This window comes from Amycolatopsis pittospori (genome assembly GCF_013870525.1).
Classification (GTDB): Bacteria; Actinomycetota; Actinomycetes; order Mycobacteriales; family Pseudonocardiaceae; genus Amycolatopsis; species Amycolatopsis pittospori.
In genome coordinates this window covers 68693-95487 of sequence record NZ_JACBXD010000017.1, presented here as the reverse complement: position 1 = coordinate 95487, position 26795 = coordinate 68693, and the positions used below count along the sequence as shown (strand labels likewise).

Here is a 26795-nt window from a genome sequence, read left to right as displayed (position 1 = left end):
GAGGCGGGGAAGGAGGTCCGCCTTGTCGTCACGTCCCCGTGGCGCGGCGGAACCGGCGGGAGAGCGCGAGCTGCTCTCGTCCGGGGATGTCGCGCGCACGATCGCCCGAATGGCCCACCAGGTCATCGAGAAGACCGCTCTCGGTGCCGGTGGCTCGACTCCGCCCGTGTTGCTTGGCATCCCCACTCGGGGTACCCCGCTCGCCCTGCGGCTCGCGGACAAGATCGCCGAATTCTCCGGCATCCGTCCGCCGACCGGTGCGCTGGACATCACGCTCTACCGTGATGATCTCCGCCGCCGCCCGCCTCGCGCGCTCGAACATTCGCAGCTGCCGCCGACCGGTATCGACGACGCGGTGGTGATCCTGGTCGACGACGTGCTGTTCTCCGGCCGCACCATCCGCGCCGCCCTCGACGCCCTGCGCGACCACGGCCGCCCGCGTGCGGTCCAGCTGGCCGTGCTGGTCGACCGCGGCCACCGCGAACTGCCGATCCGCGCCGACTACGTGGGCAAGAACGTGCCCACCTCGCGTGCCGAGGGGATCGAGGTCCTGCTGTCCGAAGTGGACGGCCGGGATTCGGTTCTGCTGCGGGCGCAACCAGAAGGAGACCGATCGTGAAGCACCTGCTCGCCACCGACGGGCTCGACCCGGCGCTCGCGACAGCCGTGCTGGACACCGCCGAAGAGCTCAAGCACACCCTGCTGGGCCGCGAGGTCCGCAAGCTCCCGACTTTGCGGGGCCGCACCGTCATCACGCTGTTCTACGAGAACTCGACCCGCACCCGCGTCTCGTTCGAGATCGCGGGGAAGTGGATGAGCGCCGACGTGATCAACGTCTCCGCCTCCAGCTCCTCGGTCAACAAGGGCGAATCGCTGCGGGACACCGCGCTGACGCTGGCCGCGGCCGGCGCCGACTGCGTGATCATCCGGCACCCCGCCTCCGGGGCGGCGCAGCGGCTTTCGGGCTGGCTCGCCGAGGCCGGGACGGCGGTCGTCAACGCCGGCGACGGCACCCACGAGCACCCGACCCAGGCGCTGCTCGACGCGGCGACGCTGCGGGAGCGGCTCGGTTCGCTGGAGGGACGCCGGATCGCCATCGTCGGCGACGTCCTGCACAGCCGGGTCGCGCGGTCGAACATCCACCTGCTGTCCTCGCTGGGCGCCGAAGTGGTGCTCGTCGCGCCGCCGACCCTGCTGCCCGCCGGGGTGGAGAGCCTGCCGGTCACGGTGTCGCACGAACTCGACGCCGAACTGCCCGCACTCGACGCGGTCATGATGCTGCGGGTCCAGGCGGAGCGGATGCACGGGGGCTTTTTCCCGAGTGCGCGCGAGTACTCGATCGCCTACGGCCTCAACGAGCGGCGGATGAAGCTGCTGCCCGAGCACGCCGTCGTCCTGCACCCCGGCCCGATGCTGCGCGGGATGGAGATCGCCTCGGCGGTCGCCGACTCCCCGGCCTCGGCCATCACCGAACAGGTCCGCAACGGCGTCCACGTGCGCATGGCGGTCCTCTATCACCTGCTGGCCAGTGAAGGAGCCGCTGCATGACCACCGTCCTGATCAAGGGCGCCCGACCCTACGGCGAGGGCGACCCGGTCGACGTGCTCGTCGAGGACGGGGTCATCACCGGCATGAGTGCCACCGCTGCGATCGACGTCCCCGAAGACGCCGAAGTGATCGAGGCGGGCGGCCAGGTGCTGCTCCCCGGTTTCGTCGACCTGCACACCCACCTGCGTGAACCCGGCCGCGAGGACACCGAGACCATCGCCACCGGTTCGGCCGCGGCCGCGCTCGGCGGCTACACCGCCGTGTTCGCCATGGCCAACACCGATCCGGTGGCCGACAACGCGGTGATCGTCGATCACGTGTGGCGGCGCGGCCAGGAGGCCGGACTGGTCGACGTGCACCCGGTCGGCGCGGTCACCGTGGGTCTCAAGGGCGAGAAGCTCGCCGAACTGGGCACCATGGCGAAGTCCGAAGCGCAGGTGAAGGTCTTCTCCGACGACGGCCTCTGCGTCGCGGACCCGCTGCTGATGCGCCGCGCGCTGGAGTACTCGACGGCGCTGGGTGTCGTCATCGCGCAGCACGCCGAAGAGCCGCGGCTGACCGTCGGCGCGCAGGCGCACGAAGGTGAGAACTCCGCGCGCCTGGGCTACACCGGCTGGCCCGCCTCGGCGGAGGAGTCGATCGTCGCCCGCGACTGCCTGCTCGCCCGGCACGCGAACGCGCGGCTGCACGTCTGCCACGTCTCGACCTCGGGCACGGCCGACATCCTGAAGTGGGCCAAGGAGCGCGGTACCAAGGTCTCGGCCGAGGTCACGCCGCACCACCTGCTGCTGACCGACGACCGCCTGGCGACCTACGACCCGGTCAACAAGGTCAACCCGCCGCTGCGCACCGGATCCGACGCCGAGAAGCTGCGCGCCGCGCTGGCCGAGGGTGTCATCGACTGCGTCGCCACCGACCACGCGCCGCACGCGGTCCAGGACAAGGACTGCGAGTGGAACTCGGCCCGCCCCGGCATGCTCGGTCTCCAGACCGCGCTGTCGATCGTGGTCGAGACCATGGTCCGCACCGGCCTGCTGGACTGGCGGGGTGTCGCGCGCGTGATGAGCGAGCGGCCCGCCGAGATCGGCAACCTGACCGATCACGGCCGCCCGATCGAGGTCGGCGAACCGGCGAACCTGACGCTGGTGGACCCGGACACCGAATGGACCGTACGAGGCGTCGAGTTCGCGAGCATCGCGGCGAACACCCCGTACGAAGGAATGCGGCTCCCCGGCGTGGTGACGGCGACGTTGCTGCGCGGGCGGATCACCGCGCGGGAAGGGAAGATCACGCCATGAGCGACCGGATTCTGCTGACCCTGGCGGTCTTCGCCTTCTTCCTCGTCTGCGTCCTGCTGATGTGGCGCGGCTGGCGACGGAAGTCCCGGGCGCAGAGCGTCCAGGTGCCGCCGTTCGCCGAGATCCCCGCCGAGCCCGGTGACGCGCTGCTCGAATCGACCGGCGTCTACATCAGCACGACGACGGCGGGGCACTGGCAGGAGCGCGTGGTCACCCGCGGCGCCGGTCTTCGCACCGGCGCGGTCTGGCGGCTGCACGAAGACGGTGTCGCCATCGAACGCGGCGGCGCCCCGGACTTCTGGATCCCGCGCGCCTCGGTCACCGGCGTCCGCAAGGACAAGGGCATGGCCGGGAAGGTGATGGGCATCGACGCGCTGCTCGTCATCACCTGGCTCGCCGGTGACGTCGAACTGGACACCGGATTCCGCGGCGACGACGTCGACGACTATCCACAGTGGATCGAAGCTTTGCAGGACACTCGCAACGACATCAAGAACGACATCAAGGGAGGTGCCTGATGAGCACCGCGAACGGCACCAGGACCCCGGCCGCGCTGGTCCTCGAAGACGGCCGCGTGTTCCGCGGCTCCGCATACGGCGCCCGTGGCCGGAGTCTGGGCGAGGCGGTGTTCTGCACCGGTATGACCGGCTACCAGGAGACGCTGACCGACCCCTCCTACCACCGGCAGATCGTGGTCCAGACCGCGCCGCAGATCGGCAACACCGGCTGGAACGACGAGGACGACGAGTCCTCGCGCATCTGGGTCTCGGGCTACGTCGTCCGCGACCCCGCGCGCACGCCGTCCAACTGGCGCTCGAAGCGCACGCTGGACGAGGAACTGGAGCGCCAGGGCGTCGTCGGGATCTCCGAAGTGGACACCCGCACGCTGACCCGGCACCTGCGCGAGCAGGGCGCCATGCGGTCCGGCGTCTTCTCGGGTGAGGCACTCGGCACCGACGAGGAGATGCTCGCGCAGGTCCAGGCCAGCCCGCAGATGAAGGGTGCTGACCTCGCCGGCGAGGTCAGCACCAAGCAGAAGTACGTCGTCGAGGCGCAGGGGGAGCGGAAGTTCCGCGTCGCCGCGCTGGACCTGGGCATCAAGTCCAACACCCCGCGCCTGATGGCCGCACGCGGCATCGAGGTGCACGTCCTGCCCTCGTCGTCCACTGTGGACGAACTGCTCGCGGTCGAGGCGGACGGCGTGTTCCTGTCCAACGGCCCGGGCGACCCGGCGACCACCGCGCACGCCACCGAACTGACGAAGTCGGTGCTGCAGCGGGAAATCCCGCTGTTCGGCATCTGCTTCGGCAACCAGATCCTCGGCCGCGCGCTGGGACTGGGCACCTACAAGATGCGCTACGGCCACCGCGGGATCAACATCCCGGTGATCGACGTGGCGACCAAACGGGTCGCGATCACGGCGCAGAACCACGGTTTCGCCCTCGAAGGCGAGCCGGGTCAGCGCTTCGAGACGCCGTTCGGCGCCGCGCAGATCTCGCACTACTGCCCGAACGACGACACCGTCGAAGGTGTCCGGGCGTTCGACGTCCCCGCGTTCTCGGTGCAGTACCACCCCGAGGCCGCCGCCGGTCCGCACGACGCGGCCCCCCTGTTCGATGAGTTCGTCGCTTTGATGGAGAAGGCCAAGTAATGCCGAAGAGGACAGACATCCAGCACGTGCTGGTCATCGGCTCCGGGCCGATCGTGATCGGGCAGGCGGCGGAGTTCGACTACTCCGGTACCCAGGCCTGCCGGGTGCTCCGCGAAGAGGGCCTGCGCGTCTCGCTGGTGAACTCGAACCCGGCGACCATCATGACCGACCCCGAGTTCGCCGACGCCACCTACATCGAGCCGGTCACCCCGGAATACGTCGAGAAGGTCATCGCCGAGGAGCGCCCCGACGCGATCCTCGCGACCCTCGGCGGGCAGACGGCGCTGAACTGCGCCGTCGCCCTCCACGACCGCGGCGTCCTGGAGAAGTACGGCGTCGAGCTGATCGGCGCCGACGTCGACGCCATCCAGCGCGGCGAGGACCGGCAGAAGTTCAAGGACATCGTCCGCACGATCGGCGCCGAGGTGCCGCGTTCGCGCGTCTGCCACGACATGGACGAGGTCCGCGCGACCGTCGCCGAGGTCGGCCTCCCGGTGGTCATCCGGCCGTCGTTCACCATGGGCGGGCTCGGCTCGGGGATGGCGCACACCGACGAGGAACTGGAGCGGCTCGCCACCACCGGTCTCGACGAGTCGCCGGTCACCGAGGTGCTCATCGAGGAGAGCGTCCTCGGCTGGAAGGAGTTCGAACTCGAGCTCATGCGCGACCGGCACGACAACGTGGTGGTCGTCTGCTCGATCGAGAACATCGACGCGATGGGCGTGCACACCGGCGACTCGGTCACCGTCGCGCCCGCGATGACCCTGACCGACCGCGAGTACCAGCACATGCGCGACGTCGGCATCGCGGTGCTGCGCGAGGTCGGCGTCGACACCGGCGGCTGCAACATCCAGTTCGCGATCAACCCGGAAGACGGCCGCATGGTCGTCATCGAGATGAACCCGCGGGTCTCCCGGTCGAGCGCGCTGGCGTCGAAGGCGACCGGCTTCCCGATCGCCAAGATCGCCGCGAAGCTCGCCATCGGCTACACACTCGACGAGATCCGCAACGACATCACCGGCGAGACCCCGGCGGCCTTCGAGCCGACGCTGGACTACGTCGTGGTGAAGGTGCCGCGGTTCGCCTTCGAGAAGTTCCCCGGCGCGGACCCCACGCTGACCACGACGATGAAGAGCGTCGGCGAGGCGATGTCGTTCGGCCGCAGCTTCCCCGAGGCACTCGGCAAGGCGCTGCGCTCCATCGACACCAAGGCCACCGGGTTCTGGACCCGCCCCGATCCCGAAGGCGCGACGCTGGAGTCCATTTTGGACGCTCTGCGTACGCCGCACGACGGGCGGATCTACGAGGTCGAGCGGGCACTGCGGTTCGGCGGCACCGTGGAGCAGATCCACCAGGCGTCGGGTATCGACCCGTGGTTCATCGACCAGATCGCCCTCATCGGCGAGGTCGGTTCCGAGGTGCGCGACGCGCAGGTGCTCGACGAGCCGCTGCTGCGGCGCGCCAAGCGCACCGGCCTCTCCGACCGCCAGATCGCCGCCCTGCGGCCGGAACTGGCGGGGGAGGACGGCGTCCGCGCGCTGCGCCGCCGTCTCGGCGTGCGCCCGGTGTTCAAGACCGTCGACACCTGCGCGGCCGAGTTCGCGGCCAAGACGCCGTACCACTACTCGGCCTACGAGACCGACCCCGCGGCGCAGTCGGAGATCACCGCGCAGACCGAGAAGCCGAAGGTGCTGATCCTCGGTTCCGGGCCGAACCGCATCGGGCAGGGCATCGAGTTCGACTACTCGTGCGTGCACGCCGCCATCGCGTTGCGCGAGGCCGGTTTCGAAGCGGTCATGGTCAACTGCAACCCCGAGACCGTCTCCACCGACTACGACACCTCGGACAGGCTCTACTTCGAGCCGCTCTCGTTCGAGGACGTCCTGGAAGTGGTCAACGCCGAGCAGGAGTCCGGCACCGTCGCCGGCGTCATCGTGCAGCTGGGCGGCCAGACCCCGCTCTCGCTGGCGAAGCGCCTCGCCGACGCCGGCGTCCCGGTGATCGGCACCTCCCCGGACGCGATCCACCTCGCCGAGGACCGCGGCGCGTTCGGCGAGGTCCTCACCGACGCCGGGCTGCCCGCGCCGAAGTACGGCACGGCGACCTCGTTCGACGGCGCGAAGCGGATCGCGGACAAGATCGGCTACCCGGTCCTGGTGCGGCCGTCGTACGTGCTCGGCGGACGCGGTATGGAGATCGTCTACGACGAGGAGTCCCTCGCCGGCTACATCCACCGCGCCACCGAGGTCACCCCCGAACACCCGGTGCTGGTGGACCGGTTCCTCGACGACGCCATCGAGATCGACGTCGACGCGCTGTTCGACGGCGACGACCTCTTCCTCGGCGGCGTCATGGAGCACATCGAGGAGGCCGGGATCCACTCCGGCGACTCCTCCTGCGCGCTGCCGCCGATCACGCTGGGCCGGACCGACATCGAGACGGTGCGGCGCTCGACCGAGGCCATCGCGCGCGGCGTCGGCGTCCGCGGGCTGCTGAACGTCCAGTACGCGCTCAAGGACGACGTCCTCTACGTCCTGGAGGCCAACCCGCGTGCCTCGCGGACCGTCCCGTTCGTCTCGAAGGCGACCGCGGTACCGCTGGCGAAGGCCGCGGCGCTGATCATGACCGGCTCGTCGATCAAGGATCTGCGCGCGTCCGGCGTCCTCCCGGCCGAGGGTGACGGGGGCCACATGCCCGCCGACTCCCCGGTCGCGGTCAAGGAGGCGGTCCTGCCGTTCCACCGCTTCCGCACCCCCGAGGGACACGGCGTCGACTCGCTGCTCGGCCCGGAGATGAAGTCCACCGGCGAGGTCATGGGCGTCGACGTCTCCTTCGGGAAGGCGTTCGCCAAGTCGCAGGCCGGGGCCTACGGCTCGCTGCCGACGTCGGGCAAGGTGTTCGTCTCGGTCGCCAACCGCGACAAGCGTTCCCTGGTGTTCCCGGTGAAGCGGCTGGCGGACCTCGGCTTCGAGATCCTCGCCACCTCCGGAACGGCGGAAGTGTTGCGGCGCAACGGGATTCCCTGCACCGTCGTGCGCAAGCACTACGAGGGTTCGACCGCGGAAGAGCCCAACGTCGTGGACGTCATCCTCGGCGGCGGCGTGCAGATGGTGATCAACACGCCGTACGGGAACAGCGGTCCGCGCATCGACGGCTACGAAATCCGCACCGCCGCGGTGTCGCGGGACATCCCCTGCATCACCACGGTCCAGGGCGCGGCGGCGGCCGTGCACGGGATAGAGGCAGTCATCAAGGGCGACATCGGCGTGCGTTCGCTGCAGAGTCTCCAGGCGGCGCTGAAGGCCAAGGCATGACCGAGCGGTTCGGGGCGAGGCTGGCGCGGGCGGTCGCGGAGAAGGGACCGCTCTGCGCCGGCATCGACCCCCATCCCGGGTTGCTCCAGGCGTGGGGTCTTCCGGCGGACGCGGGCGGGCTGGAGAAGTTCGCCCTGACCGCCGCTGAGGCGATCGCCCCCGAGGTCGCGGTGATCAAGCCCCAATCGGCCTTTTTCGAGGCCTACGGGCCTCCTGGGGTCGCCGTTCTGGCCAAGACGATGAAGGTGTGCCGGGAAGCGGGCGCGCTCGTCCTGCTGGACGTCAAACGCGGCGACATCGGTTCCACGATGGCGGCGTACACGGCGGCTTTCCTGCCCGCGGGCGCGGAACTCGAAGCCGACGCCATCACGGTGTCGCCGTATCTCGGGTTCGGCTCGCTAGCCCCGGCGATCGACGTTGCGCAGGCGCAAGGGAAGGGGCTGTTCGTGCTCGCGCGCACCTCCAACCCGGAGGCGCAGGGACTGCAGAACGCCTTGCTGCCCAACGGAAAGACCGTCGCGCAGGACATCGTCGACACGGCGGCGGCGTACAACGCGGGTGTCGGGCCTTTGGGTGACATCGGCGTCGTCGTCGGCGCCACCATCGCACCGGGGGAACTCGATCTGGGCGCCCTGAACGGTCCCGTCCTGGCACCCGGTTTCGGGGCCCAGGGAGCCACTGTGGCCGATCTTCGCGGCCTTTTCGGCCCGCGACTGCCGGGCGTGCTCCCCGCGTCCTCCCGCGATGTGCTCAAACACGGACCGGACCACGAGGCGTTGCGTACGGCCGTTCGGAGGACACGGGATTCCCTCGGTTCCCTGGAAAACGGCCAATAGCAGGCCCGGGAATCGGTCATGACCAGCCACCCCCGCATTGTGGCCCGAGGTAACGGGTGGGTACCGTCGCCACACCCACCCAGATTTGAGAACTACCGGAGGAAAACGTGGCACTTCCCCAGCTGACAGAGGAACAGCGCGCTGCGGCGCTGGAGAAGGCCGCCGCCGCCCGCCGCATCCGTGCTGAGCTGAAGGAGCGGCTGAAGCGGGGCGGTACCACTCTGGTCGACGTGTTGAAGCAGGCCGAGGAGAACGAAGTCCTCGGCAAGATGAAGGTCTCGGCTCTGCTCGAGGCTCTTCCGGGCGTCGGCAAGGTCCGTGCCCAGCAGACCATGGAACGACTGGAGATCGCACCCAGCCGTCGTCTTCGCGGCCTCGGCGACCGGCAGCGCAAGGCGCTGCTGGCCGAATTCAGCGGCGAGTGAGCGGCATCGGTCAGGACCACCCGGTGACCCCGGGCGCTGACCGCGACGGTGAGCCGGTGGCGGGACTCAACTCCCGGCACCGGCTCACGGTCGTATCAGGGCCTTCGGGAGTCGGGAAGTCGAGCGTGGCGGGGGAGCTGCGCAAGCTGGATCCGGAGATCTATTTCAGCGTCTCGGTGACCACCAGGAAGCCGAGGCCGGGTGAGGTCGACGGCGAGCACTACCACTTCATCGACCGCGCCGAGTTCGACCGCATGGTCGCCGACGGCAGGCTGCTCGAACACGCCGAGTTCGCCGGCAACTGCTACGGCACCCCGCGCGAGCCCGTGGAGCGGGCACTCGCCGCCGGACGCAACGCCGTACTGGAGATCGAACTCCAGGGCGCGCGGCAGGTCCGCAAGGCGATGCCGGAAGCCCGGCTGGTGATGCTGATGCCGCCGTCGTGGGACGAACTGGTCGGCAGGCTGACCGGCCGCGGCACCGAGAACGAGACCGCGGTGAAGGCCAGGCTGGCCGAGGCGGAGCGCGAACTCGCCGCCGCCGGGGAGTTCGACGAGCGCGTCGTCAACGCCGACGTGCGAGAGGCCGCCGAGCAGTTGCTAAACTTGATAACCGGCGACCACTAGACCGAAGATTCGGAGCACCACGAGTGACGACTCAGGCCACGCTGCACGAAGAGCTCGAAGGCATCACCAACCCGCCCATCGACGACCTCCTCGAGAAGGTCAGCTCGAAGTACGCGCTGGTGATCTACTCGGCCAAGCGCGCTCGCCAGATCAACGACTACTACGCCCAGCTGGGCGAGGGCCTGCTGGAGTACGTCGGCCCGCTGGTCGAGCCGGGCCCGCGCGAGAAGCCGCTGTCCATCGCCCTGCGCGAGATCCACGGTGGCCTGCTCGAGCACACCGAGGGTGAGTAGGTACTCAATGGCCACGGCGGCCGTCGAGGTGACCCGGCGCGAGACCGCCGAGAGCACCGTTGAGTAAACCCAAGATCGTTCTGGGCGTGGGCGGCGGGATCGCCGCCTACAAGGCCTGTGAGGTCCTGCGCGGACTGACCGAATCCGGTCACGACGTCCGCGTGGTCCCCACCGAAGCCGCGCTGAACTTCGTCGGCGCGGCCACCTTCGAGGCACTGTCCGGCCACCCGGTGCACACCGGTGTGTTCACCGAGGTGCCCGAAGTCCAGCACGTCCGCGTCGGCAAGGAAGCCGACTTGGTGATCGTCGTGCCCGCCACGGCGAATCTGCTCGCCAAGGCCGCGCACGGCATCGCGGACGATCTGCTGACGAACACCCTGCTCACCGCCCGGTGCCCGATCGCCTTCTTCCCGGCGATGCACACCGAGATGTGGGAGCACCCGGCCACCCGCGACAACGTGGCGCTGCTGCGTTCGCGCGGTCTGGTCGTCGCCGAACCCGCCGCCGGCAGGCTCACCGGCACCGACACCGGCAAGGGGCGGCTCGCCGACCCGGCCGAGATCGTCGACCTCGCCCGGCTCCTGCTCGCCGTGCCGAACGCCCTCCCACGCGACCTCGAAGGCGTGCGCGTGGTGATTTCGGCGGGCGGCACCCGTGAGCCGCTGGACCCGGTCCGCTACCTCGGCAACCGGTCGTCGGGCAAGCAGGGCTACGCGCTGGCCCGCGTCGCCGCCCAGCGCGGCGCCGAAGTCACCCTGGTCGCCGCGCACACCATCGCGCTTCCGGAGCCCGCGGGCGCGAAGGTCGTCCACGTGTCCACCGCCGAGGAGATGCGCCAGGCGATGCACGCCGAGGCCGCCTCCGCCGACGTCGTCGTGATGGCCGCCGCCGTCGCCGACTTCCGGCCGTCCAACCGGGCCGAGGTCAAGATCAAGAAGTCCGACGACGCTCCGGATCCGGTCGTCGAGCTCGCCCGTAACGCGGACATCCTCGCCGAACTCGTCCAGAACCGGACAGAAGGCCGGCTCGTCGTCGGTTTCGCCGCCGAAACCGGGGACGACAAAGGTGGCGTGCTCGACCACGCCAGGGTGAAATTGAAGCGCAAGGGTGCCGATCTGCTGGTGGTGAACGCCGTCGGCGAGGGCAAGGCGTTCGGTACCGAGGACAACTCCGGCTGGCTGCTCGGGGCCGACGGGACGGAGATCCCCATCCCACTCGGCGCCAAGGCGGAACTGGCGTCCACATTGTGGGACGCTGTTGTGACCTTGATGAAGCGTTGACCGAGCCTCGAACGATAGTAAGTACGCTTGAGTACAAGCTAAGGGGTGCCTAACTTTCTGGGCATCAGACGTCTAGGTGAGGAAGTGACGGCCACCGTGACCGCGTCCACGAGCAGACTGTTCACATCGGAATCGGTGACTGAGGGTCATCCCGACAAGATTTGCGACGCCATCAGCGACTCCATCCTGGACGGCCTGCTGGCCAAGGACCCGCGGAGCCGGGTGGCGGTCGAAACCCTCATCACGACCGGGCAGGTGCATGTCGCCGGCGAGGTGACCACCGAGGCCTACGCGGACATCCCGACCATCGTCCGCGACGTGATCCTGAAGATCGGCTACGACTCTTCGGCCAAGGGTTTCGACGGCAACTCCTGTGGCGTCAACGTCGCCATCGGGTCCCAGTCGCCCGACATCGCACAGGGTGTCGACACCGCGTACGAGTCCCGCGTCGAATCCGACGAGGACGAGATCAACCGCCAGGGTGCCGGCGACCAGGGCCTCATGTTCGGCTACGCCTGCTCGGACACCCCCGAGCTGATGCCGCTGCCGATCGCGCTGGCCCACCGGCTCTCGCAGCGGCTGACCCGGGTCCGCAAGGACGGCGTGCTGCCGTACCTGCGCCCGGACGGCAAGACCCAGGTCACCATCGAGTACGCCGGTGACCAGCCGGTGCGCCTCGACACGGTGGTCGTGTCCACCCAGCACGCGGACGGCATCGACCTCGAGCAGATGCTCGGCGTCGACGTCCGCGAGCACGTGGTCGCCCCGGAGATCGCCGAGCTCGGGCTCGACACCTCCAACGTGCGGCTGCTGGTCAACCCGACCGGCCGCTTCGTCATCGGCGGCCCGATGGGTGACGCGGGCCTGACCGGCCGCAAGATCATCGTCGACACCTACGGCGGTATGGCCCGCCACGGTGGCGGCGCGTTCTCCGGCAAGGACCCGTCGAAGGTGGACCGCTCCGCCGCGTACGCGATGCGCTGGGTGGCGAAGAACGTGATCGCCGCCGGTCTCGCCACGCGCGCCGAGGTCCAGGTGGCCTACGCGATCGGCAAGGCGGCCCCGGTGGGCCTCTTCGTCGAGACCTTCGGCACCGAGACGGTCGACCCGTCGAAGATCCAGGCCGCCATCACGGAGGTCTTCGACCTTCGTCCGGCCGCGATCATCCGCGACCTCGACCTGCTTCGCCCGATCTACGCTCCGACAGCCGCGTACGGCCACTTCGGCCGTCCCGAGCTGGGTCTCCCGTGGGAGAGCACGGCGCGGGCCGCGGACCTGAAGTCGGCCGCCGGCGCCTGATTCCGGCGTCCGGTAGTGCTATGAACGGCCCGTTACTTGCAAATTTCGCAAGTAACGGGCCGTTCATTGCACGCGGTGACGGGCCGTGTCGGGGGAGTCTGGTAGAGATCACCGGGTGAGCAGCAGTTCCGAACCGACCCCGCTGTGGGAGCTTCCGGAGCCTCCGCCGCGGGCCGAGCCCGCGCCGAAGGCCAAACCGTCACGCGGCAAGAGCGGCAAGGCCAGCCGTCGCGGCGCGCAGAACCCCGCGCCCGAGAACCCGGTCGCGCGGATCGTCGTGGACATCCCGCTCACGCATCTCGACCGGACCTTCGACTACCGGATCCCCGAGAAACTGCACGAGACCGCCGTGCCCGGCTGCCGGGTGCGCGTCCGGTTCGCGGGCCAGCTCGTCGACGGGTACCTCGTCGAACGCGCCGACACCACGGACTTCACCGGGAAGCTCGCGTACATCGACAGGGTGACGTCGAGTGAGGCCGTGCTGCCCCCGGCGTTGCACGCGCTCTGCCGTTCGGTCGCGGACCGGTACGGCGGCACGCTCAGCGACGTCCTGCGGCTGGCGATCCCGTCCCGGCACGCGAAGGTCGAAGGCGAGCCCGCGGCCGAACCCGCGCCCGCACCGGAGGCGCCGGACACCGCGGCTTGGGAGAAGTACCAAAACGGCCCGGCGTTCCTGGAGGCCGTCGCGGAACGCCGTCCGGCCAACGCCGTCTGGCAGGCCTTGCCGGGTGAAGACTGGCCGCACCGGCTCGCCGAAGCCGCCGCCGTGGCGGCCGCGGCCGGACGCGGCGTCGTCATGGTCGTCCCCGATCACCGCGACCTGACTCGCCTTCACGACGCCTGTTCCCAACTGATGGGCGAGGACGCGGTGGTCGCGTTGATCGCCGGGCTGGGGCCGGCCGAGCGCTACCGGCGCTGGCTCGCGGTGCTGCGCGGCGCGGTCCGCGTCGTCGTCGGCACGCGCGCGGCGATGTTCGCGCCGGTCTCCGATCCGGGCCTGTTCGTGGTGTGGGACGACGGCGACGACGTCCACCTCGACCAGCACGCGCCGTACCCGCACGTCCGCGACGTCCTGATGGACCGCGCGCACGCCGCGAAGGGATCGCTGCTCGTCGCCGGATTCGCGCGCACGGCCGAGGCGCAGTTCCTGGTGGAATCGGGTTGGGCGCAACCTCTCGTCGCGGCCCGCCCCGAACTCCGCGCCGCCGCACCGCGCGTGACGCCGGTCGGCGAGGACTTCGACGTCGCACGAGACGAAGCAGCGAAGGCGGCCCGGCTTCCTTCGGTCGCTTTCGAGGCGGCCAGGCAGTCGCTGGCGGGCGGATTCCCTGTCCTGGTACAGGTTCCGCGTCGCGGATATGTTCCCGGGCTGGCTTGCGGCAACTGCCGGACGTCGGCGCATTGCCGTCGTTGCGCGGGCCCGCTTTCCTTGCCCGGCGGGCTGATCGACGGCGCGCCGAGGCCGCCCGCCTGCCGGTGGTGCGGTGTCCCCGAGACGAACTTCCATTGCGCCGCCTGCGGTTCCGTGCGGTTGCGGGCGGTCGTCGTCGGTTCGAAGCGGACCGCGGAAGAACTCGGCCGCGCGTTCTCCGGCTTCCCGGTGCGGACCTCGGGCGCGTCGGAGATCTTGGCTTCAGTGCCCGGAAAACCGGCGCTGGTGGTGTGCACGCCGGGAGCCGAACCGATCGCGGAAGGCGGCTACGGCGCGGCGTTGCTGCTGGACGGCTGGGCGTTGCTCGGCCGTCAGGACCTGCGCGCGGGGGAGGAGACCCTGCGCCGCTGGATGGCGGCCGCGGCCCTGGTGCGGCCGGGAACCGACGGCGGGCGCGTGTTCGTCGGCGCGGAAGCGGGTCTCGCGGTCGTCCAGGCGCTGGTGCGGTGGGATCCGGGCTGGCACGCGAGCCAGGAATTGGGCGAGCGCCGGGAACTCGGCTTCCCGCCCGTGATGCGGATGGCGAGTATCGAGGGCACGCCGGACGCGGTCGCCGGACTGCTCGACGACCTCGCCCTCCCGGAAACCGGCGAAGTACTCGGGCCGGTCCCGCTCGGCGACGTCGACGAAGACGGCAACGCCGAACGCGAACGCGCCCTGGTGCGCGTCGCACGTCCGGACGGGAAGGCCCTCGCCGCCGCGATCCACGCGGCCGCCGCCCGCCGCGACGCCCGCAAAGCCCCCGAACCCATCCGGATCCAACTGGACCCGCTTGAGCTCATCTAGCCCGCGAGCCCGCGTTTAGTCCTCTGAATGCGGTCCTTGCACGCGCAACTACCGCATTCAGAGGACGAAATGCGGTGGGTCAGAGCGTTGTGCCGGGAGTAGCGAGGACGTCGGCGCGGGGCGAAGCGCCCGGAGCGGGAGTGGCGGGAGCGGGAGTGGCGGGAGCGGGAGTGGCGGCCTCGCCGAGGGCGGCGGTGAGCAGGGAGACGATCTGCGAAGTGATCGCCGCCCGGCGTCCCTCGAAGCCGGCGTCGGTCAGCGCCGCCGGGTCCGTGGGTGTGCCGAGCACGGGCGTGTGCAGGTGCCCGCCCGCGATCCCGGTCAGTCCCAGCCCGGTCCGCAGCCGGTTGCTGCGGTACATCGATTCGTTCGAGAGGTAGTTGCCGCCGCCTCCGGAAGCCGCGATCTCGCCGGGCTTCGGCGCGTCCGTCCGGCAGACCGCCGTCCCCGTCCCCGGTTTCGTGCTGTCCGGCCACACGCAGAACGCCTGGTTGTACAGCACCTGGTACGCCCCGGCGGGCGCGGCGAGCATCTTTTCGTACGGCAGCGTGGTTTCGATGAACTGGTCGGCGGGCTGCGGCCAGCCGCGCGCGGGCGGGACCTGGCCGGTGACGGACTCGTCGAGGTTGTCCGGGAAACCGCCGCGCCAGGCACCGGCCCACCGTTCGATGTCGAAGCGGCCGGGGCGGCCCTGGCTGATCGTCATGATCAGTTCCGGACGCCGGAAGCGGTCCTTCAGCGCCTTCCCGTACGCCGCCTCGACGATGCCGGTGTCGAAGTAGCTCCACACCACGGGGAACGACACGGCCTGCACCAGCGCGGGCCCGGTCGGCGTCTGGATCACCTTGCCGTCGAGGTGCAGCGCGGCCGCGCCGGACGGGTTCGCGATGCGGACGCCTGCGCCGTTGAGCGTGAACGGGTCGAAGCCGCTCACCAGCACCCGGCGAGTCGACGGGCCGAGCGGGAAACGGGAGTCGTCGAGGCCGCGGGCGCCGACGTCGAACGTCTTCAGCAGGTCCGCGCGAGCGGGGGCCGACAGCGGGAAGCGCGGCGTCCACTGGCGCAGCGCCTTGCTCATCTGCAGGCGCGCCCAGTACAGCGGCCGGTCGTCGGCCTTGTCGAGGGTGCCGAGGTCGGGACGGCGGCCCTGCGCCCGGTCGACGGCGGTCCGCCAGAGTCCGTCGCCGGCGGTCTCGGCGAGTTTCTCGGCGCGCGGAGCGGTCTTCGTCGAGCAGAGGCGCGACGTGAAGTCGGCGACGAGCTTGTCGAAACCGGCGAGCCGGACCAGTTCGGGTCCGACCGCGGGGCCACCGGACGGAAGCGTCGCGGTGAGGCGCTTCTCTTCGACGGTGATCGCCGCCGCGTCGTCGAAACAGCCACGCGCGCTTTCGGCCTGCGCGACGCCGGGTACGGCGAGGACGGGGAGGGCGATGAGCAGCGGGAGAAGTGCGCTCCAGCGCCTGCCGGGAGTCTTCATGGACCGCATTCTGCTCAGGACGGCCGGGCCGCACTACCGACCTTCGCAGGTCTGGACGGCTCTTGTCCGGGGTGGACAGGCGGGGCAGACTCGCGCCATGGCCGCGCACAGAAGCACTCTGGGACGCATCACCGCAGTCACCGCGATCGCCGCCCTCCTCGGCGCAGCAGTGCCGGGCACCGCGGCGGCGGCACCACCGACACCCAAATCCCCGGTCGCCGTCGGCTACCTCGGCGCGGTGTCCAGCATCGACGCGGACGCGACCGCGATCGGCACGAAGATCCTGCGCGAGGGCGGCAACGCCGTCGACGCGGCCGTCGCGACCGCTGCCGCGCTGGGAGTCACCGACCCGTTCTCCGCCGGTTTCGGCGGTGGCGGTTTCTTCGTCTACTACGACGCGCGCACCGGAAAGGTGCACACGCTCGACGGCCGTGAGACAGCGCCGTCGACAGCGAACGAGAACCTCTTCGTCGAGAACGGCAAGGCGATCCCGTTCGCCGAAGCCGTCACCAGCGGGCTGGGCGTCGGCGTGCCCGGTACGCCCGCCACCTGGCAGGAAGCGCTGCGGAAGTGGGGTACCAAGTCGCTGGCGAAGGCGGTCAAGCCCGCCGAGGAACTCGCTCGCAAGGGCTTCACCGTCGACCAGACCTTCACCACCCAGATCACCAACAACGCCGCCCGCTTCTCCGCGTTCCCCTCGACCAGGTCGCTGTACCTGCCCGGCGGCGCGGCGCCCGCCGTCGGCACGACGTTCAAGAACCCGGACCTCGCGGGCACGTACGCGCAACTGGCCGCGAAGGGCACCGACGTCCTCTATCGCGGGCAGATCGGCGCGGACGTCGTGAACACGGTGCGGAAGCCGCCGGTCGACCCCGCCTCGACGCTGAAGGTCCGGCCCGGCGACATGACCGCGGCCGACCTCGCCAAGTACCGCGTCGTGGAGCGGAAGCCGACCAAGACCGAGTACCGCGGCCTCGACGTCTACGGCATGCCCGCGCCGTCGTCCGGCGGGCTGACCGTCGGCGAGGCGCTGAACATCCTCGAGAACAAGAAGCTCAGCAAGCTGGAGAAGGCCGACTACCTGCACTACTTCCTAGAGTCGACCCGGTACGCCTTCGCCGACCGCAACCGGTGGATCGGCGACCCGGCCTTCGTGGACGTCCCGGCGAAGGAACTGATCAGCCAGAAGTTCGCCGACAGCCGCGCTTGCCTGATCGACCCCGCGAAGGCCGGGACGAGCCCGGTGGCACCCGCCGACCCGCGCGAACCGTCGCCCTGTGTGGCGGGGACGAACCCGGCGCCGACACCGTACGAGGGCGAGAACACCACGCACCTCACCGTCGCCGACAAGTGGGGCAACGTCGTCGCCTACACGCTGACCATCGAGCAGGAAGGCGGCAGCGGCATCGTCGTCCCGGGACGCGGGTTCCTGCTCAACAACGAACTGACCGACTTCTCGTTCACCCCGGTGACGCCGGGCGTGCCCGACCCGAACCTGCCGGGCCCGGCGAAGCGGCCGCGTTCGTCGATGGCGCCGACCATCGTGCTCGACCACGGCAAGCCATTCCTCGCCGTCGGTTCGCCCGGTGGCGCGTCGATCATCACCACCGTGCTGCAGATCCTGACCGGCCGCATCGACCGGGGCCTGAAGCTGGTGGACGCGATCGCCGAACCTCGCGCGTCGCAGCGGAACTCGGCGGCCGCGCAGGTGGAGCAGTCGTTCCTCGACCAGGCCGACGTACTCGCGATCCTGAAGGCCAAGCAGCAGGGCTTCTCGACGGCGCCCGCTGAGATCGGGTCCGCGACCGGCGTCGAACGGTTGCGGGACGGACGCTGGCTCGCCGCTGCCGAACCGACGCGACGGGGTGGCGGCTCGGCGGCCGTCGTACTGCCCTGGCCGCGCCGATAGTCCCTCTCACGTGCCATGAATGACCCGTTACTTGCAAATTTCGCAAGTAACGGGTCATTCATGGCACCCCCTGAGGCGCCCGCGGTCCATCACAGGGACAGCGAGCGCGCCCCGGGACCGGGGCCCTTCTAGACTGAGCGGCGATGTTCGCCCAGTCAGAGGTACCCGTCCCCCCGGCGGAGGTGCGTTGATGCGCCTCGTCTTCGCCGGCACCCCCGAACCCGCCGTCCCGTCGCTGCGCGCCCTGCTCGCTTCCGAGCGGCACGAGGTGGTCGCGGTCGTGACCCGCCCGGACGCGCAGGCCGGCCGTGGCCGTCGTGTCGTCCGGTCCCCGATCGGCGCGCTGGCCGACGAGCACGGGATCGAGGTGCTGACCCCGCCGAAGGCGAGTGACCCCGCGTTCCTCGCCCGGCTCGCGGAGATCGCCCCCGACGCGTGCCCCGTCGTCGCGTACGGGGCGTTGCTGCCCCAGGCGGCGCTGGACATCCCGGAGCACGGCTGGGTCAACCTGCACTTCTCGCTGCTGCCCGCGTGGCGCGGCGCCGCGCCGGTCCAGGCCGCGATCCGCGCGGGTGACGAGATCACCGGCGCTTCGACGTTCCGTATCGTCAAGGAACTCGACGCGGGCCCGGTCTACGGCGTGATCACCGAGCAGATCGCCGCCACCGACACCGCCGGAGTACTCCTGGGCAGGCTGTCGGAGTCCGGGGCGAAGCTGCTCGTGTCCACGATGGACGGTATCGCCGACGGCACGCTGCGCGCGGTCGAGCAGACCGGGGACGGCGTGAGCTACGCGCCGAAGGTGACCGTCGAAGACGCGCGCGTCTCGTTCGCCGACCCGGCCGCGGCGGTCGACCGGCAGATCCGCGCGGTCAGCCCGGAACCGGGCGCGTGGGCGGAGTTCCGGGGCGAGCGGCTGAAGCTCGGCGCGGTGACGGTCGTCGACGAACCGGGCCCCCCGCCGGGCGAACTGGTCGTCGAGCGTAAGCGGGTCCTGGTCGGCACGGCGTCGAAACCGGTGCGGCTGGGTGAAGTGCAGGCGCAGGGCAAGAAGCGGATGGCGGCCACCGACTGGGCGCGCGGTACGAGGATCGAACAAGGAGAGCGCCTGCAGTGAACGAGCGTAGGGAACGCCGGCCGTCGAGGCCGGAGCGAGGCCGTCCGGGCCCGCGTAAGGAAGGGCCCAGCCGCCCGCCGCAGATCGACCCGGCACGTCAGGTCGCCTTCGACGTCCTGCGCGCGGTCCGGGAAGACGACGCGTACGCGAACCTGGTGCTGCCGCAGCTGCTGCGCAACCGCCGGATCTCCGGTCGCGACGCGGCGCTGGCCACCGAACTGACCTACGGTACCTGCCGCGCGGTCGGCATGCTGGACGCCGTCATCGAGGCCTGTCTCGTCGACCGTCCGCTGGCCAAGGTCGACGCCGTGGTGCTGGACGGACTGCGCCTCGGTGCGTACCAGCTGCTGCGCACCCGGATTCCCGAGCACGCCGCCGTCGGGTCCACTGTGGACCTCGTTCGCGCCGAAGTCGGTTCCTGGATCGCGGGTTTCGTGAACGCCGTGCTGCGCTCGGTGTCCGAAAAGGACGAAGAGACCTGGCTGAACGAACTGGCCCCGGACGAGGCCGTCGACTCGATCGGCGCGTACGCGCTGCGGACAGCGCACCCGCGCTGGGTCGCCCGTTCCTTCGCGGAAGCGCTGGGGGACAAGGGAGCCGAACTGAAGGCGGCCCTGGAGGCCGACGACGACCGGCCCGACGTGCACCTGGTCGCCCGTCCCGGTGAGATCAGCGCCGACGAGCTCGCCGCCATCACCGGCGGCGACGTGGCCCCGTACTCGCCCTACGGCGTCCGGATGCCCGCGGGCTCCGGCGACCCGGGCGACATCGAGCCGATCAAGGAAAAGCTGGCCGCCGTGCAGGACGAGGGCAGCCAGCTGTGCGCCGTCGCCGTCACGAAGGTCCCGCTCACCGGCTCCGACGAGCGCTGGCTGGACCTGTGCGCCGGACCGGGTGGCAAGGCCGCGCTGCTCGGCGCGCTCGCGTCGATCAGCGGCGCGACCGTCGACGCCGTCGAGAAGGCGCCGCACCGCGCGAAGCTGATCGAGAACGCCGTCCAGGGCCTTCCGGTCACCATCCATGTCGCCGACGGCCGCGAGACCGGCCTCGAACCGGGTTACGACCGTGTCCTGGTCGACGCACCGTGCAGTGGCCTCGGCTCGCTGCGACGTCGCCCGGAGGCTCGCTGGCGCCGTCAGCCCGGCGACATCTCGGACCTGACGAAACTGCAGGGCCAGCTCATCACCGCGGCGCTGGACCTGGTCCGCCCCGGCGGCATCGTCACCTACGTCGTCTGCTCGCCGCACCTGGCCGAGACCGAAGGCGTGGTGGGGGAGACCGCGCGCCGCGCCGGCGCCGAGATCGTCGACGCGCGGGAGTTCTTCCCGGACGTCCCGCAGCTCGGCAAGGGCCCGTACGTCCAGTTGTGGCCGCACCGCCACGGCACCGACGCGATGTTCTGCGCCGTCCTGCGGAAGCCGGAATCCGCCGGGTGACCAGGGTTCTCGGCCTGGTCGCGAGCTCGTGCGGCGGACTGGACACCCGGTTCGCCGCGCAGCTCGCGCGACCGGCCGCGGACCGCGGCTGGGAGCTCGCGATCACGCTCACCCCGACCGCGGCCCGCTGGCTGGAGAAGACCGGCGGGATCGGTGACCTGGAGAAGCTCACCGATCTACCGGTCCGCAGCACCGCCCGGCTGCCGGGCGAACCCCGTCCGCATCCGGATCCGACGGTGTTCCTCTTCGCGCCCGCGTCCGCGAACTCCGTCGCGAAACTGGCGCTGGGCATCGCGGACAACCAGGCGCTGACCTTGCTCGGCGACGTCCTCGGCACGCCGGGCATCACGATCGTCCTGGGCTATCAGATCCAGGACACGCGGGTGCACCACCCGGCGTGGCGGCGTCATCTCGACACGCTCGCCTCCGCCGGTGTCACCACCACACGGCTCACGCCGGAAGCGCCCTGGACGTCCGTGCTGGACCTGCTCCCTTAGCGGGGCCGCGCCGGGCTCCCGGTACCCGACCACGACGTCTTTGCCGGGCGAGGGTGTTGCGAAAGCCACTCTCGTAACGTTGAAGGTTGCGAAAGTGGCTTTCGCAACACCTGCCCTGAGGCCGGAAGCCACGACCGCTGGTGAAGGCTCCCTCAGCGGGCGCAGAACCCCGTGTCGACGGCGGTGAAGAGATCCTTCGACGCCTTGCCCGGCAACGGATCCTGGTTCAGCACGACGTTCACCTGCTTGCCGTGCGGGATCGCGCCGGAAAGGGTCGTGAAGCCGGGGACGCTCCCGCGGTGGCCCCAGAACGTTCCCCCGCACGTCAGCGGGACCGACACGATCCCGAGCCCGTACGCCGCGCCGGGAACGCCCAAATCCACGGGCCGGGTCCGCTGCATCTCCGCCAGCTGGGGCCGCAGCAGGAGCCGGCCGCCGGTGAGCGCGGCGAAGAAGTGGTTCAGATCCTCGCCGGTCGAAACGAGGCCGCCGGAGGTCCACGCGGCCGAAGGGTCGAGTTCGGTGAAGTCGACAAGGCCCTTGTCGCCGGGCGTGTAGCCCCTGGCGTGCGGGTTCGGCAACCGTTCGTCGCCGCGCGCCGGCAGGTAGGTGCCGCGCAGGCGCAGCGGTTGCACGATCCTGGTGTCGATCTCGTCGGAGACCGAGCGTCCGGTCAGCTTCTCGATGAGCATGCCCGCGACGATGTAGTTCGTATTGGAGTACGACCAGCCCTTGCCGGGGTCGAACAACGGCCCCTGCGCGAGGGCGATCGCCATCAGCTCTTCGGGTTCGGCGCCACGATGCCGCCACTCGTCGAGATCCATGTCGCGGGAGAAGTCGTGGAGTCCGCTGGTGTGCTGAAGCAGCTGCCGGACGGTGATCTTGGTGCCGTCGTTGCCGTTCCCCCGCACCAGTCCGGGCAGGTACCGGTCGATCGGCGTGTCCAGCCGCACCTTTCCGTCGGCGACCAGTTGCAGGACGACGACGGCGACGAAGGTCTTGGTGACACTGCCCGCCCGGAACTTCGAGCCATTCGGGAACGGCGTCCCCTTCTCGATGTTCCCGACGCCTTCGCGCTCCGACCACGTGCGTCCGGACGCGCTCGTCACCGTCGCCTGCGCGCCGGGGACTCCGTCCCGCACCAGTGTTTTCAGTGCTTTGTCGACTTCGTCGTGCGGTTTGGTCGCGGCGAGCGCAGGGGTGGTCGTCGTCGCCGCGAGCAACGCGACCAGCGCACCGACAGCGACGATTTTCCTGCCTGGCAAGGTTTTTCGCATGAAGCCAAATTAGGGAAGCCGCGACGACGCGGCCATGAGGCAGGCCCCCACCCCTCAACGGGGGCCTGCCCCACCGTCAGCGCAGGCGCAGCGCGCGCTTCAGCGTGCCGAAGAGGTCGGTCTGGTTGGTCAGGCCGACGACGTTCGCCGCCTGCGGGCCGTAGCCGGCGACGCGGATCTGCGTGCCGGTGTGGTCCTGCGACGAACCGGGCATCCCGGTGCCGTAGTTGATGGTCATGTTCGCGCCCTCGTTGGTGACCAGTGTCGCGGTCTGGCCGGGGCTGACCGTGCCGTTGCCGATGATCTGGCTGGTGTGGCCGTGGTCGCCGGTGACGATCACCAGGGTGTCGGGGTTGCTGCGGGCGTAGGCGAGCCCGGCCGCGACGGCCTGGTCGAAGTCGATCGTCTCACCGATCTGGCCGCACGGGTCGGCGGCGTGGTCCTGCTTGTCGATGCTCGCGCCCTCGACCTGGAGGAAGAAACCCTTGTCCTTGCGGCGGTCGTCGAGCAGCGAGATCGCCTTGCGGGTCTGGTCGGCCAGCTTCGGCTGAGTCTTCGGCAGCGCCGGGTTCGGCGTGCAGCGGGTCGGCGGGGTGCCGCCCTGCTTCGCGGCCGGGCCGGTCCAGTTGACCGGCATGTTGCCGGCGGCGAACAGGCCGAGCAGCGGCTTGCCGGGTTTGGCCGCGGCGAGGTCGGCCGCGGTGTTCACGACCTGGTAGCCCGCCGACTTCGCCTGGTCCAGCACGGTCTTGCCGGCGAACTTCCCGGCCTTCACCTTCTGGTCGAAGTACTTCGCGCCGCCGCCGAGCAGGACGTCCGGCTTGGTCTGGACCAGCTGCTCGGCGATGGAACCGGCGCCGCCGTTCTCCTTGGCGTTGGCCGCGCATTTCGCGCTGGTCTCGTCGGGGCCCTTGCAGTCGCGGTTGACGACGTGCGAGCCGAGCACCGCGGGGGTGGCGTCCTGGACCTCGGCGGTGGTGACGTCACCGGTGCGCAGGCCCGAACGCTTGGCGATCTCGAGGATCGACGGGACGGCGTTGCCGTACGGGTCGACGGAGATCGCGCCGTTGTAGGTCTTCACGCCGGTGGCCCAGCCGGTGCCGGAGGCCGCCGAGTCGGTCACGTAGTCGGGCTTCGAAGGGTTGTTCTTCTCGACCGCGTACGTCGTGTAGTCACCGGTGAGCGGCAATTCGTCCATCGCGAGCCGTCCGGCGGCGCCGCGCTCGTAGTTGCGCGCGGAGGTGATCTCAGACTGGCCCATGCCGTCACCGATGAAGAGGATGACGTTGCGGGCGCCGCCGCCCTTGATCGCGGCACGCACGTCCTGGGTGCGGTCGCCCTGCGCGGCCGCTAGGCGGGCGTCGTCACCGGCGGCGAGTGCCGCCGGTGCCAGCGCGATCAGCGTGACGCCGAGCGCCCCGCCCGCGAGCCATTTGCGCCGTCCTGTGAACAGCGAAGCCATCGAAAATCTCCTTGGGATACCTGGGGATGGGGCAGTCCCATTAGTCACCGCGCATGTGTGCGGCCGGGGATTTCCGGATGAACGCGGGAAGAACAGCGGCCGTCCGCTAGCGCAGGCTGTGACCCGGTGCGACGATGCCGGTCTCGTACGCGAACACCACCGCCTGGCTGCGGTTGGCGGCCCCCAGTTTGCCGAAGATGTTGCCCACATGGGTTTTGACGGTTTCGAGACTGATGACCAGATCGGCCGCTATGTCCACATTGGACATCCCGGTGGCGATGAGCCGCAGTACCTCGGTCTCCCGTTTCGTCAGCGACGACGGCCGGGGCGCGAGGCCGGATGCCGCCGGCCTCGCCGCGACCATCCGCCGGATCGCGTCGGGGAACAGCAACGTCTCCCCGGCGGCGATGGTCCGGATCGCGTGCGCGAACTCCTCCTTGCGCGCCCGCTTCAGCAGGAATCCGCTCGCCCCGGCGAGCAGCGCGTCGTAGACGTAGTCGTCGTTGTCGAACGTCGTGATCACGAGCACCTTCGGCGGTTCCGGCACCTCGGCCAGGATCCGCCGGGTGGCCTCGATCCCGTCGACGCCGGGCATGCGGACGTCCATCAGGACCACCGCGGGATTCGTCCGCCGTACCAGGTCCACCACCTCGCCGCCGTCGCCCGCCTCGCCGACCACGGTGAGATCGGGCTGGTTGTCCAGCAGCGAGCGCAATCCGGCGCGCAGCAACGGTTCGTCGTCGACGATCAGGACGCGCAGTGTCATGAGTGCGACCGTAGCGGGATCGTGGTCACCAGCCGCCACAGCGGTTCCCCGTCGACGGCCGGTCCCGCGACGAGTTCGCCGCGCAGCGCCTCCACCCGTTCGGTCAGCCCGGGCAGCCCGTTGCCACCACGATCCGGCGTGACGGCCGACTCCCTGAGCGGGTTCACGATCTCGATCCGCAAAGCGTCCGCCAGCACCGCGACCCGTACGGTCACCGGGCCGGGATGCGCGTGCCGCAGCGCGTTCGTCAGTCCTTCTTGGACGATCCGGTACGCCTCCCGCGAAAGGGTCGCGGGCAGTTCCGCGGCGGGTCCGGTCAGCTCGTAGTCGATCACCGCGCCGCCGGAACGCGCCCGTTCGGCCAGCGTCGCGACTTCGATGAGCCGTCGTTCGGGTTCGCGGGACGACTTGTCCTCACGGAGCAGGCCGAGTACGTGGTCGAGGTCTTCGAGCGCCGCCCGCGAAGACTCCTCGATCGTGCCGAGCGCGCGGCGCACCAGGTGCGGTTCGGACTCGACCAGTTCGGCGGCCGCGGCGGCCTGGATGGTCGACGTCGTGAGCGTGTGCCCGATGGAGTCGTGCAGTTCGCGGGCCAGCCGGTTGCGCTGCTCGAAGTGGTTGGCCCGGACCTCGGCGGCGGCGACGCGCTCGGCGGCCGACGGGCCCAGCAGCGCGACCGCGCTGTACTGGTAGAGCTTGGTGAACCCGGCGAGGACGTAGGCGATGACGAGCAGCGTGACCAGTCCGATGGGCAGCGTCCACAGCCCCGCGGAGCCGGATTCGACCGTCACTCGCTCACCGAAGAACTCGATGGGGCTGCCGCCGCCTCCCAGCCACACCAGGGGCAGGGCGAAGCCGAAACTCAGGAAGACACCGACGCCGAACATCACCCATCCGAGTCCCGCGTGCACGACCAGCCAAGCCGCCGAGCGCCCGCGTGCCGCCCAGGCGACCTTCGTATTCGGCAGGGGCTGCGCGATCCGGGTGCCCAGCATCTGGTTGGCGAACCACACGCCGACCCGCCGCATCGGCCCCGGCAACCCGGCGAGTGCGACCAGCACACCCATCGCGAGCATGCCGTAGACCAGCTTCACCCGTACGTCACCGGGGATGAGGATGGCGGGGATGAGTGCGATCGGGAACGGGATCGCCGTGATCGCCATACCGAGGAGTCCGAACGGCACACTCCGATAGCTGCCGATCCGCACCAGGGGTTTCAAGGGGTTGACCATGCCGGGAACGTTATTCGGCGGGTGGGTGCGCGCACCTCCCACCGCAGGGCCATTTCAGGGTCATACCCCAGGGCGGGACGCCGGTCACAGCCGGTTAGCGGGCGTTAGCGGTGCCCTCCTACACTCGGGCGCGTGGCTCACCGACCTTTGATCGCACCCAGCATCCTCTCCGCGGACTTCGCCCGGCTCGGCGACGAGATCCGCGCCGTCGCGGGTGAGGGGGACACGCGCGCGGACTGGGTCCACGTCGACGTCATGGACGCGCATTTCGTGCCGAACCTGACCCTCGGGCTGCCCGTGGTGAAGTCGCTGCTCAAGGCCACCGACGTGCCGATCGACTGCCACCTGATGATCGAGAACCCCGACAAGTGGGCCATCGGGTACGCCGAGGCGGGCGCCTACAACGTCACCGTGCACGTCGAGGCCGCGCACGACCCCGTCGCGCTAGCGAAGAACCTTCGCGCGGCCGGGGCGAAGGCCGGGCTGTCGATCAAGCCGAACACCCCGCTGGAAGACCACCTCGACACCCTCAAGCACTACGACACGCTGCTGGTGATGTCGGTCGAGCCCGGTTTCGGCGGCCAGTCGTTCATCGAAGGTGTCTTGGAGAAGGTGCGCACCGCGCGGCGCCTGGTCGACACCGGTCACCTCAAGCTCGTCGTCGAGATCGACGGCGGGATCAACGCCGACACCATCGAGCAGGCCGCCGAGGCCGGTGTGGACTGCTTCGTCGCCGGTTCCGCCGTCTACGGCGCCGAAGACCCTGGTAAGGCCGTCGCGGCGCTGCGCGAGCAGGCGGCCCGCGTCCGCGGCTGATCCCAGTGCCTGATCCGC

23 protein-coding genes are annotated in these 26795 nt (G+C 70.3%); 18 read left to right on the top strand and 5 right to left on the bottom strand.

Annotated features, from left to right (window positions below; all coding sequences use genetic code 11):
* The first annotated feature begins 22 nt into the window (after nt 1-22).
* The 13 genes from pyrR to H5J31_RS12580 all read left to right on the top strand — a co-directional run bounded on the left by pyrR (nt 23) and on the right by H5J31_RS12580 (nt 14788).
* The gene (gene pyrR, locus H5J31_RS12640; protein ID WP_034311664.1) at nt 23-619 is read left to right on the top strand and encodes a bifunctional pyr operon transcriptional regulator/uracil phosphoribosyltransferase PyrR; all 597 of its coding nucleotides are present in this window, start codon (nt 23-25) and stop codon (nt 617-619) included.
* Nucleotides 616-1548: an aspartate carbamoyltransferase catalytic subunit gene (locus H5J31_RS12635; protein ID WP_181772707.1), complete on the top strand. Its 933-nt coding sequence runs from the start codon at nt 616-618 to the stop codon at nt 1546-1548. Before pyrR ends, H5J31_RS12635 begins: the two co-directional genes overlap by 4 nt.
* Entirely contained in the window at nt 1545-2846 is a 1302-nt protein-coding gene (locus tag H5J31_RS12630; RefSeq protein WP_181772706.1) for a dihydroorotase, read from the top strand. Before H5J31_RS12635 ends, H5J31_RS12630 begins: the two co-directional genes overlap by 4 nt.
* Complete coding sequence (locus H5J31_RS12625; RefSeq protein WP_181772705.1) at nt 2843-3364, top strand: PH-like domain-containing protein; 522 nt, start codon at nt 2843-2845, stop codon at nt 3362-3364. Before H5J31_RS12630 ends, H5J31_RS12625 begins: the two co-directional genes overlap by 4 nt.
* Complete coding sequence (gene carA, locus H5J31_RS12620) at nt 3364-4497, top strand: glutamine-hydrolyzing carbamoyl-phosphate synthase small subunit (RefSeq protein WP_181772704.1); 1134 nt, start codon at nt 3364-3366, stop codon at nt 4495-4497. Before H5J31_RS12625 ends, carA begins: the two co-directional genes overlap by 1 nt.
* Entirely contained in the window at nt 4497-7811 is a 3315-nt protein-coding gene (carB, locus tag H5J31_RS12615) for a carbamoyl-phosphate synthase large subunit (RefSeq protein WP_181772703.1), read from the top strand. Before carA ends, carB begins: the two co-directional genes overlap by 1 nt.
* Nucleotides 7808-8647, top strand: coding sequence for an orotidine-5'-phosphate decarboxylase (gene pyrF, locus H5J31_RS12610; protein ID WP_181772702.1), 840 nt, complete (start codon nt 7808-7810; stop codon nt 8645-8647). The genes carB and pyrF overlap by 4 nt, the downstream gene beginning before the upstream one ends.
* Before the next feature lie 107 nt (nt 8648-8754).
* Nucleotides 8755-9072, top strand: coding sequence for an integration host factor, actinobacterial type (mihF, locus tag H5J31_RS12605; protein WP_003096398.1), 318 nt, complete (start codon nt 8755-8757; stop codon nt 9070-9072).
* Nucleotides 9069-9698, top strand: a complete 630-nt coding sequence (gmk, locus tag H5J31_RS12600) for a guanylate kinase (RefSeq protein ID WP_181772701.1) — start codon at nt 9069-9071, stop codon at nt 9696-9698. The genes mihF and gmk overlap by 4 nt, the downstream gene beginning before the upstream one ends.
* A gap of 23 nt (nt 9699-9721) precedes the next feature.
* On the top strand, nt 9722-9991 hold the full coding sequence (gene rpoZ / locus H5J31_RS12595; RefSeq protein ID WP_005152353.1) for a DNA-directed RNA polymerase subunit omega: 270 nt from the start codon (nt 9722-9724) through the stop codon (nt 9989-9991).
* 59 nt (nt 9992-10050) lie between these two features.
* On the top strand, nt 10051-11271 hold the full coding sequence (gene coaBC / locus H5J31_RS12590) for a bifunctional phosphopantothenoylcysteine decarboxylase/phosphopantothenate--cysteine ligase CoaBC (RefSeq protein WP_181772700.1): 1221 nt from the start codon (nt 10051-10053) through the stop codon (nt 11269-11271).
* A gap of 96 nt (nt 11272-11367) precedes the next feature.
* The gene (gene metK, locus H5J31_RS12585; RefSeq protein WP_181772746.1) at nt 11368-12570 is read left to right on the top strand and encodes a methionine adenosyltransferase; all 1203 of its coding nucleotides are present in this window, start codon (nt 11368-11370) and stop codon (nt 12568-12570) included.
* Between the two features lie 115 nt (nt 12571-12685).
* Nucleotides 12686-14788: a primosomal protein N' gene (locus H5J31_RS12580; RefSeq protein WP_181772699.1), complete on the top strand. Its 2103-nt coding sequence runs from the start codon at nt 12686-12688 to the stop codon at nt 14786-14788.
* A gap of 79 nt (nt 14789-14867) precedes the next feature.
* On the opposite strand, the gene H5J31_RS12575 is transcribed toward H5J31_RS12580, so the two are convergent.
* On the bottom strand, nt 14868-16265 hold the full coding sequence (locus H5J31_RS12575; protein WP_236004985.1) for a hypothetical protein: 1398 nt from the start codon (nt 16263-16265) through the stop codon (nt 14868-14870).
* Between the two features lie 97 nt (nt 16266-16362).
* Between H5J31_RS12575 and ggt the strand changes: the two genes are divergently transcribed.
* From ggt to H5J31_RS12555, 4 genes are all read left to right on the top strand, one after another.
* The gene (gene ggt, locus H5J31_RS12570; RefSeq protein ID WP_181772697.1) at nt 16363-18174 is read left to right on the top strand and encodes a gamma-glutamyltransferase; all 1812 of its coding nucleotides are present in this window, start codon (nt 16363-16365) and stop codon (nt 18172-18174) included.
* Between the two features lie 190 nt (nt 18175-18364).
* Nucleotides 18365-19291, top strand: coding sequence for a methionyl-tRNA formyltransferase (fmt, locus tag H5J31_RS12565; RefSeq protein WP_181772696.1), 927 nt, complete (start codon nt 18365-18367; stop codon nt 19289-19291).
* Nucleotides 19288-20727: an RsmB/NOP family class I SAM-dependent RNA methyltransferase gene (locus H5J31_RS12560; protein WP_181772695.1), complete on the top strand. Its 1440-nt coding sequence runs from the start codon at nt 19288-19290 to the stop codon at nt 20725-20727. Before fmt ends, H5J31_RS12560 begins: the two co-directional genes overlap by 4 nt.
* The gene (locus H5J31_RS12555; RefSeq protein WP_181772694.1) at nt 20724-21224 is read left to right on the top strand and encodes a flavoprotein; all 501 of its coding nucleotides are present in this window, start codon (nt 20724-20726) and stop codon (nt 21222-21224) included. The genes H5J31_RS12560 and H5J31_RS12555 overlap by 4 nt, the downstream gene beginning before the upstream one ends.
* 152 nt (nt 21225-21376) lie before the next feature.
* Here the strand turns inward: H5J31_RS12555 and H5J31_RS12550 are convergent, their stop codons facing one another.
* The 4 genes from H5J31_RS12550 to H5J31_RS12535 form a co-directional block, all read right to left on the bottom strand.
* Nucleotides 21377-22501, bottom strand: coding sequence for a serine hydrolase domain-containing protein (locus H5J31_RS12550; RefSeq protein WP_181772693.1), 1125 nt, complete (start codon nt 22499-22501; stop codon nt 21377-21379).
* A gap of 76 nt (nt 22502-22577) precedes the next feature.
* The gene (gene phoA, locus H5J31_RS12545; protein ID WP_181772692.1) at nt 22578-23963 is read right to left on the bottom strand and encodes an alkaline phosphatase; all 1386 of its coding nucleotides are present in this window, start codon (nt 23961-23963) and stop codon (nt 22578-22580) included.
* Nucleotides 23964-24069: 106 nt separating this feature from the next.
* Entirely contained in the window at nt 24070-24729 is a 660-nt protein-coding gene (locus tag H5J31_RS12540; RefSeq protein WP_181772691.1) for a response regulator transcription factor, read from the bottom strand.
* Nucleotides 24726-25961: a sensor histidine kinase gene (locus tag H5J31_RS12535; RefSeq protein ID WP_181772690.1), complete on the bottom strand. Its 1236-nt coding sequence runs from the start codon at nt 25959-25961 to the stop codon at nt 24726-24728. The genes H5J31_RS12540 and H5J31_RS12535 overlap by 4 nt, the downstream gene beginning before the upstream one ends.
* Nucleotides 25962-26108: 147 nt before the next feature.
* Between H5J31_RS12535 and rpe the strand changes: the two genes are divergently transcribed.
* The gene (rpe, locus tag H5J31_RS12530) at nt 26109-26777 is read left to right on the top strand and encodes a ribulose-phosphate 3-epimerase (RefSeq protein WP_181772745.1); all 669 of its coding nucleotides are present in this window, start codon (nt 26109-26111) and stop codon (nt 26775-26777) included.
* The last annotated feature ends 18 nt before the right edge of the window (nt 26778-26795 follow it).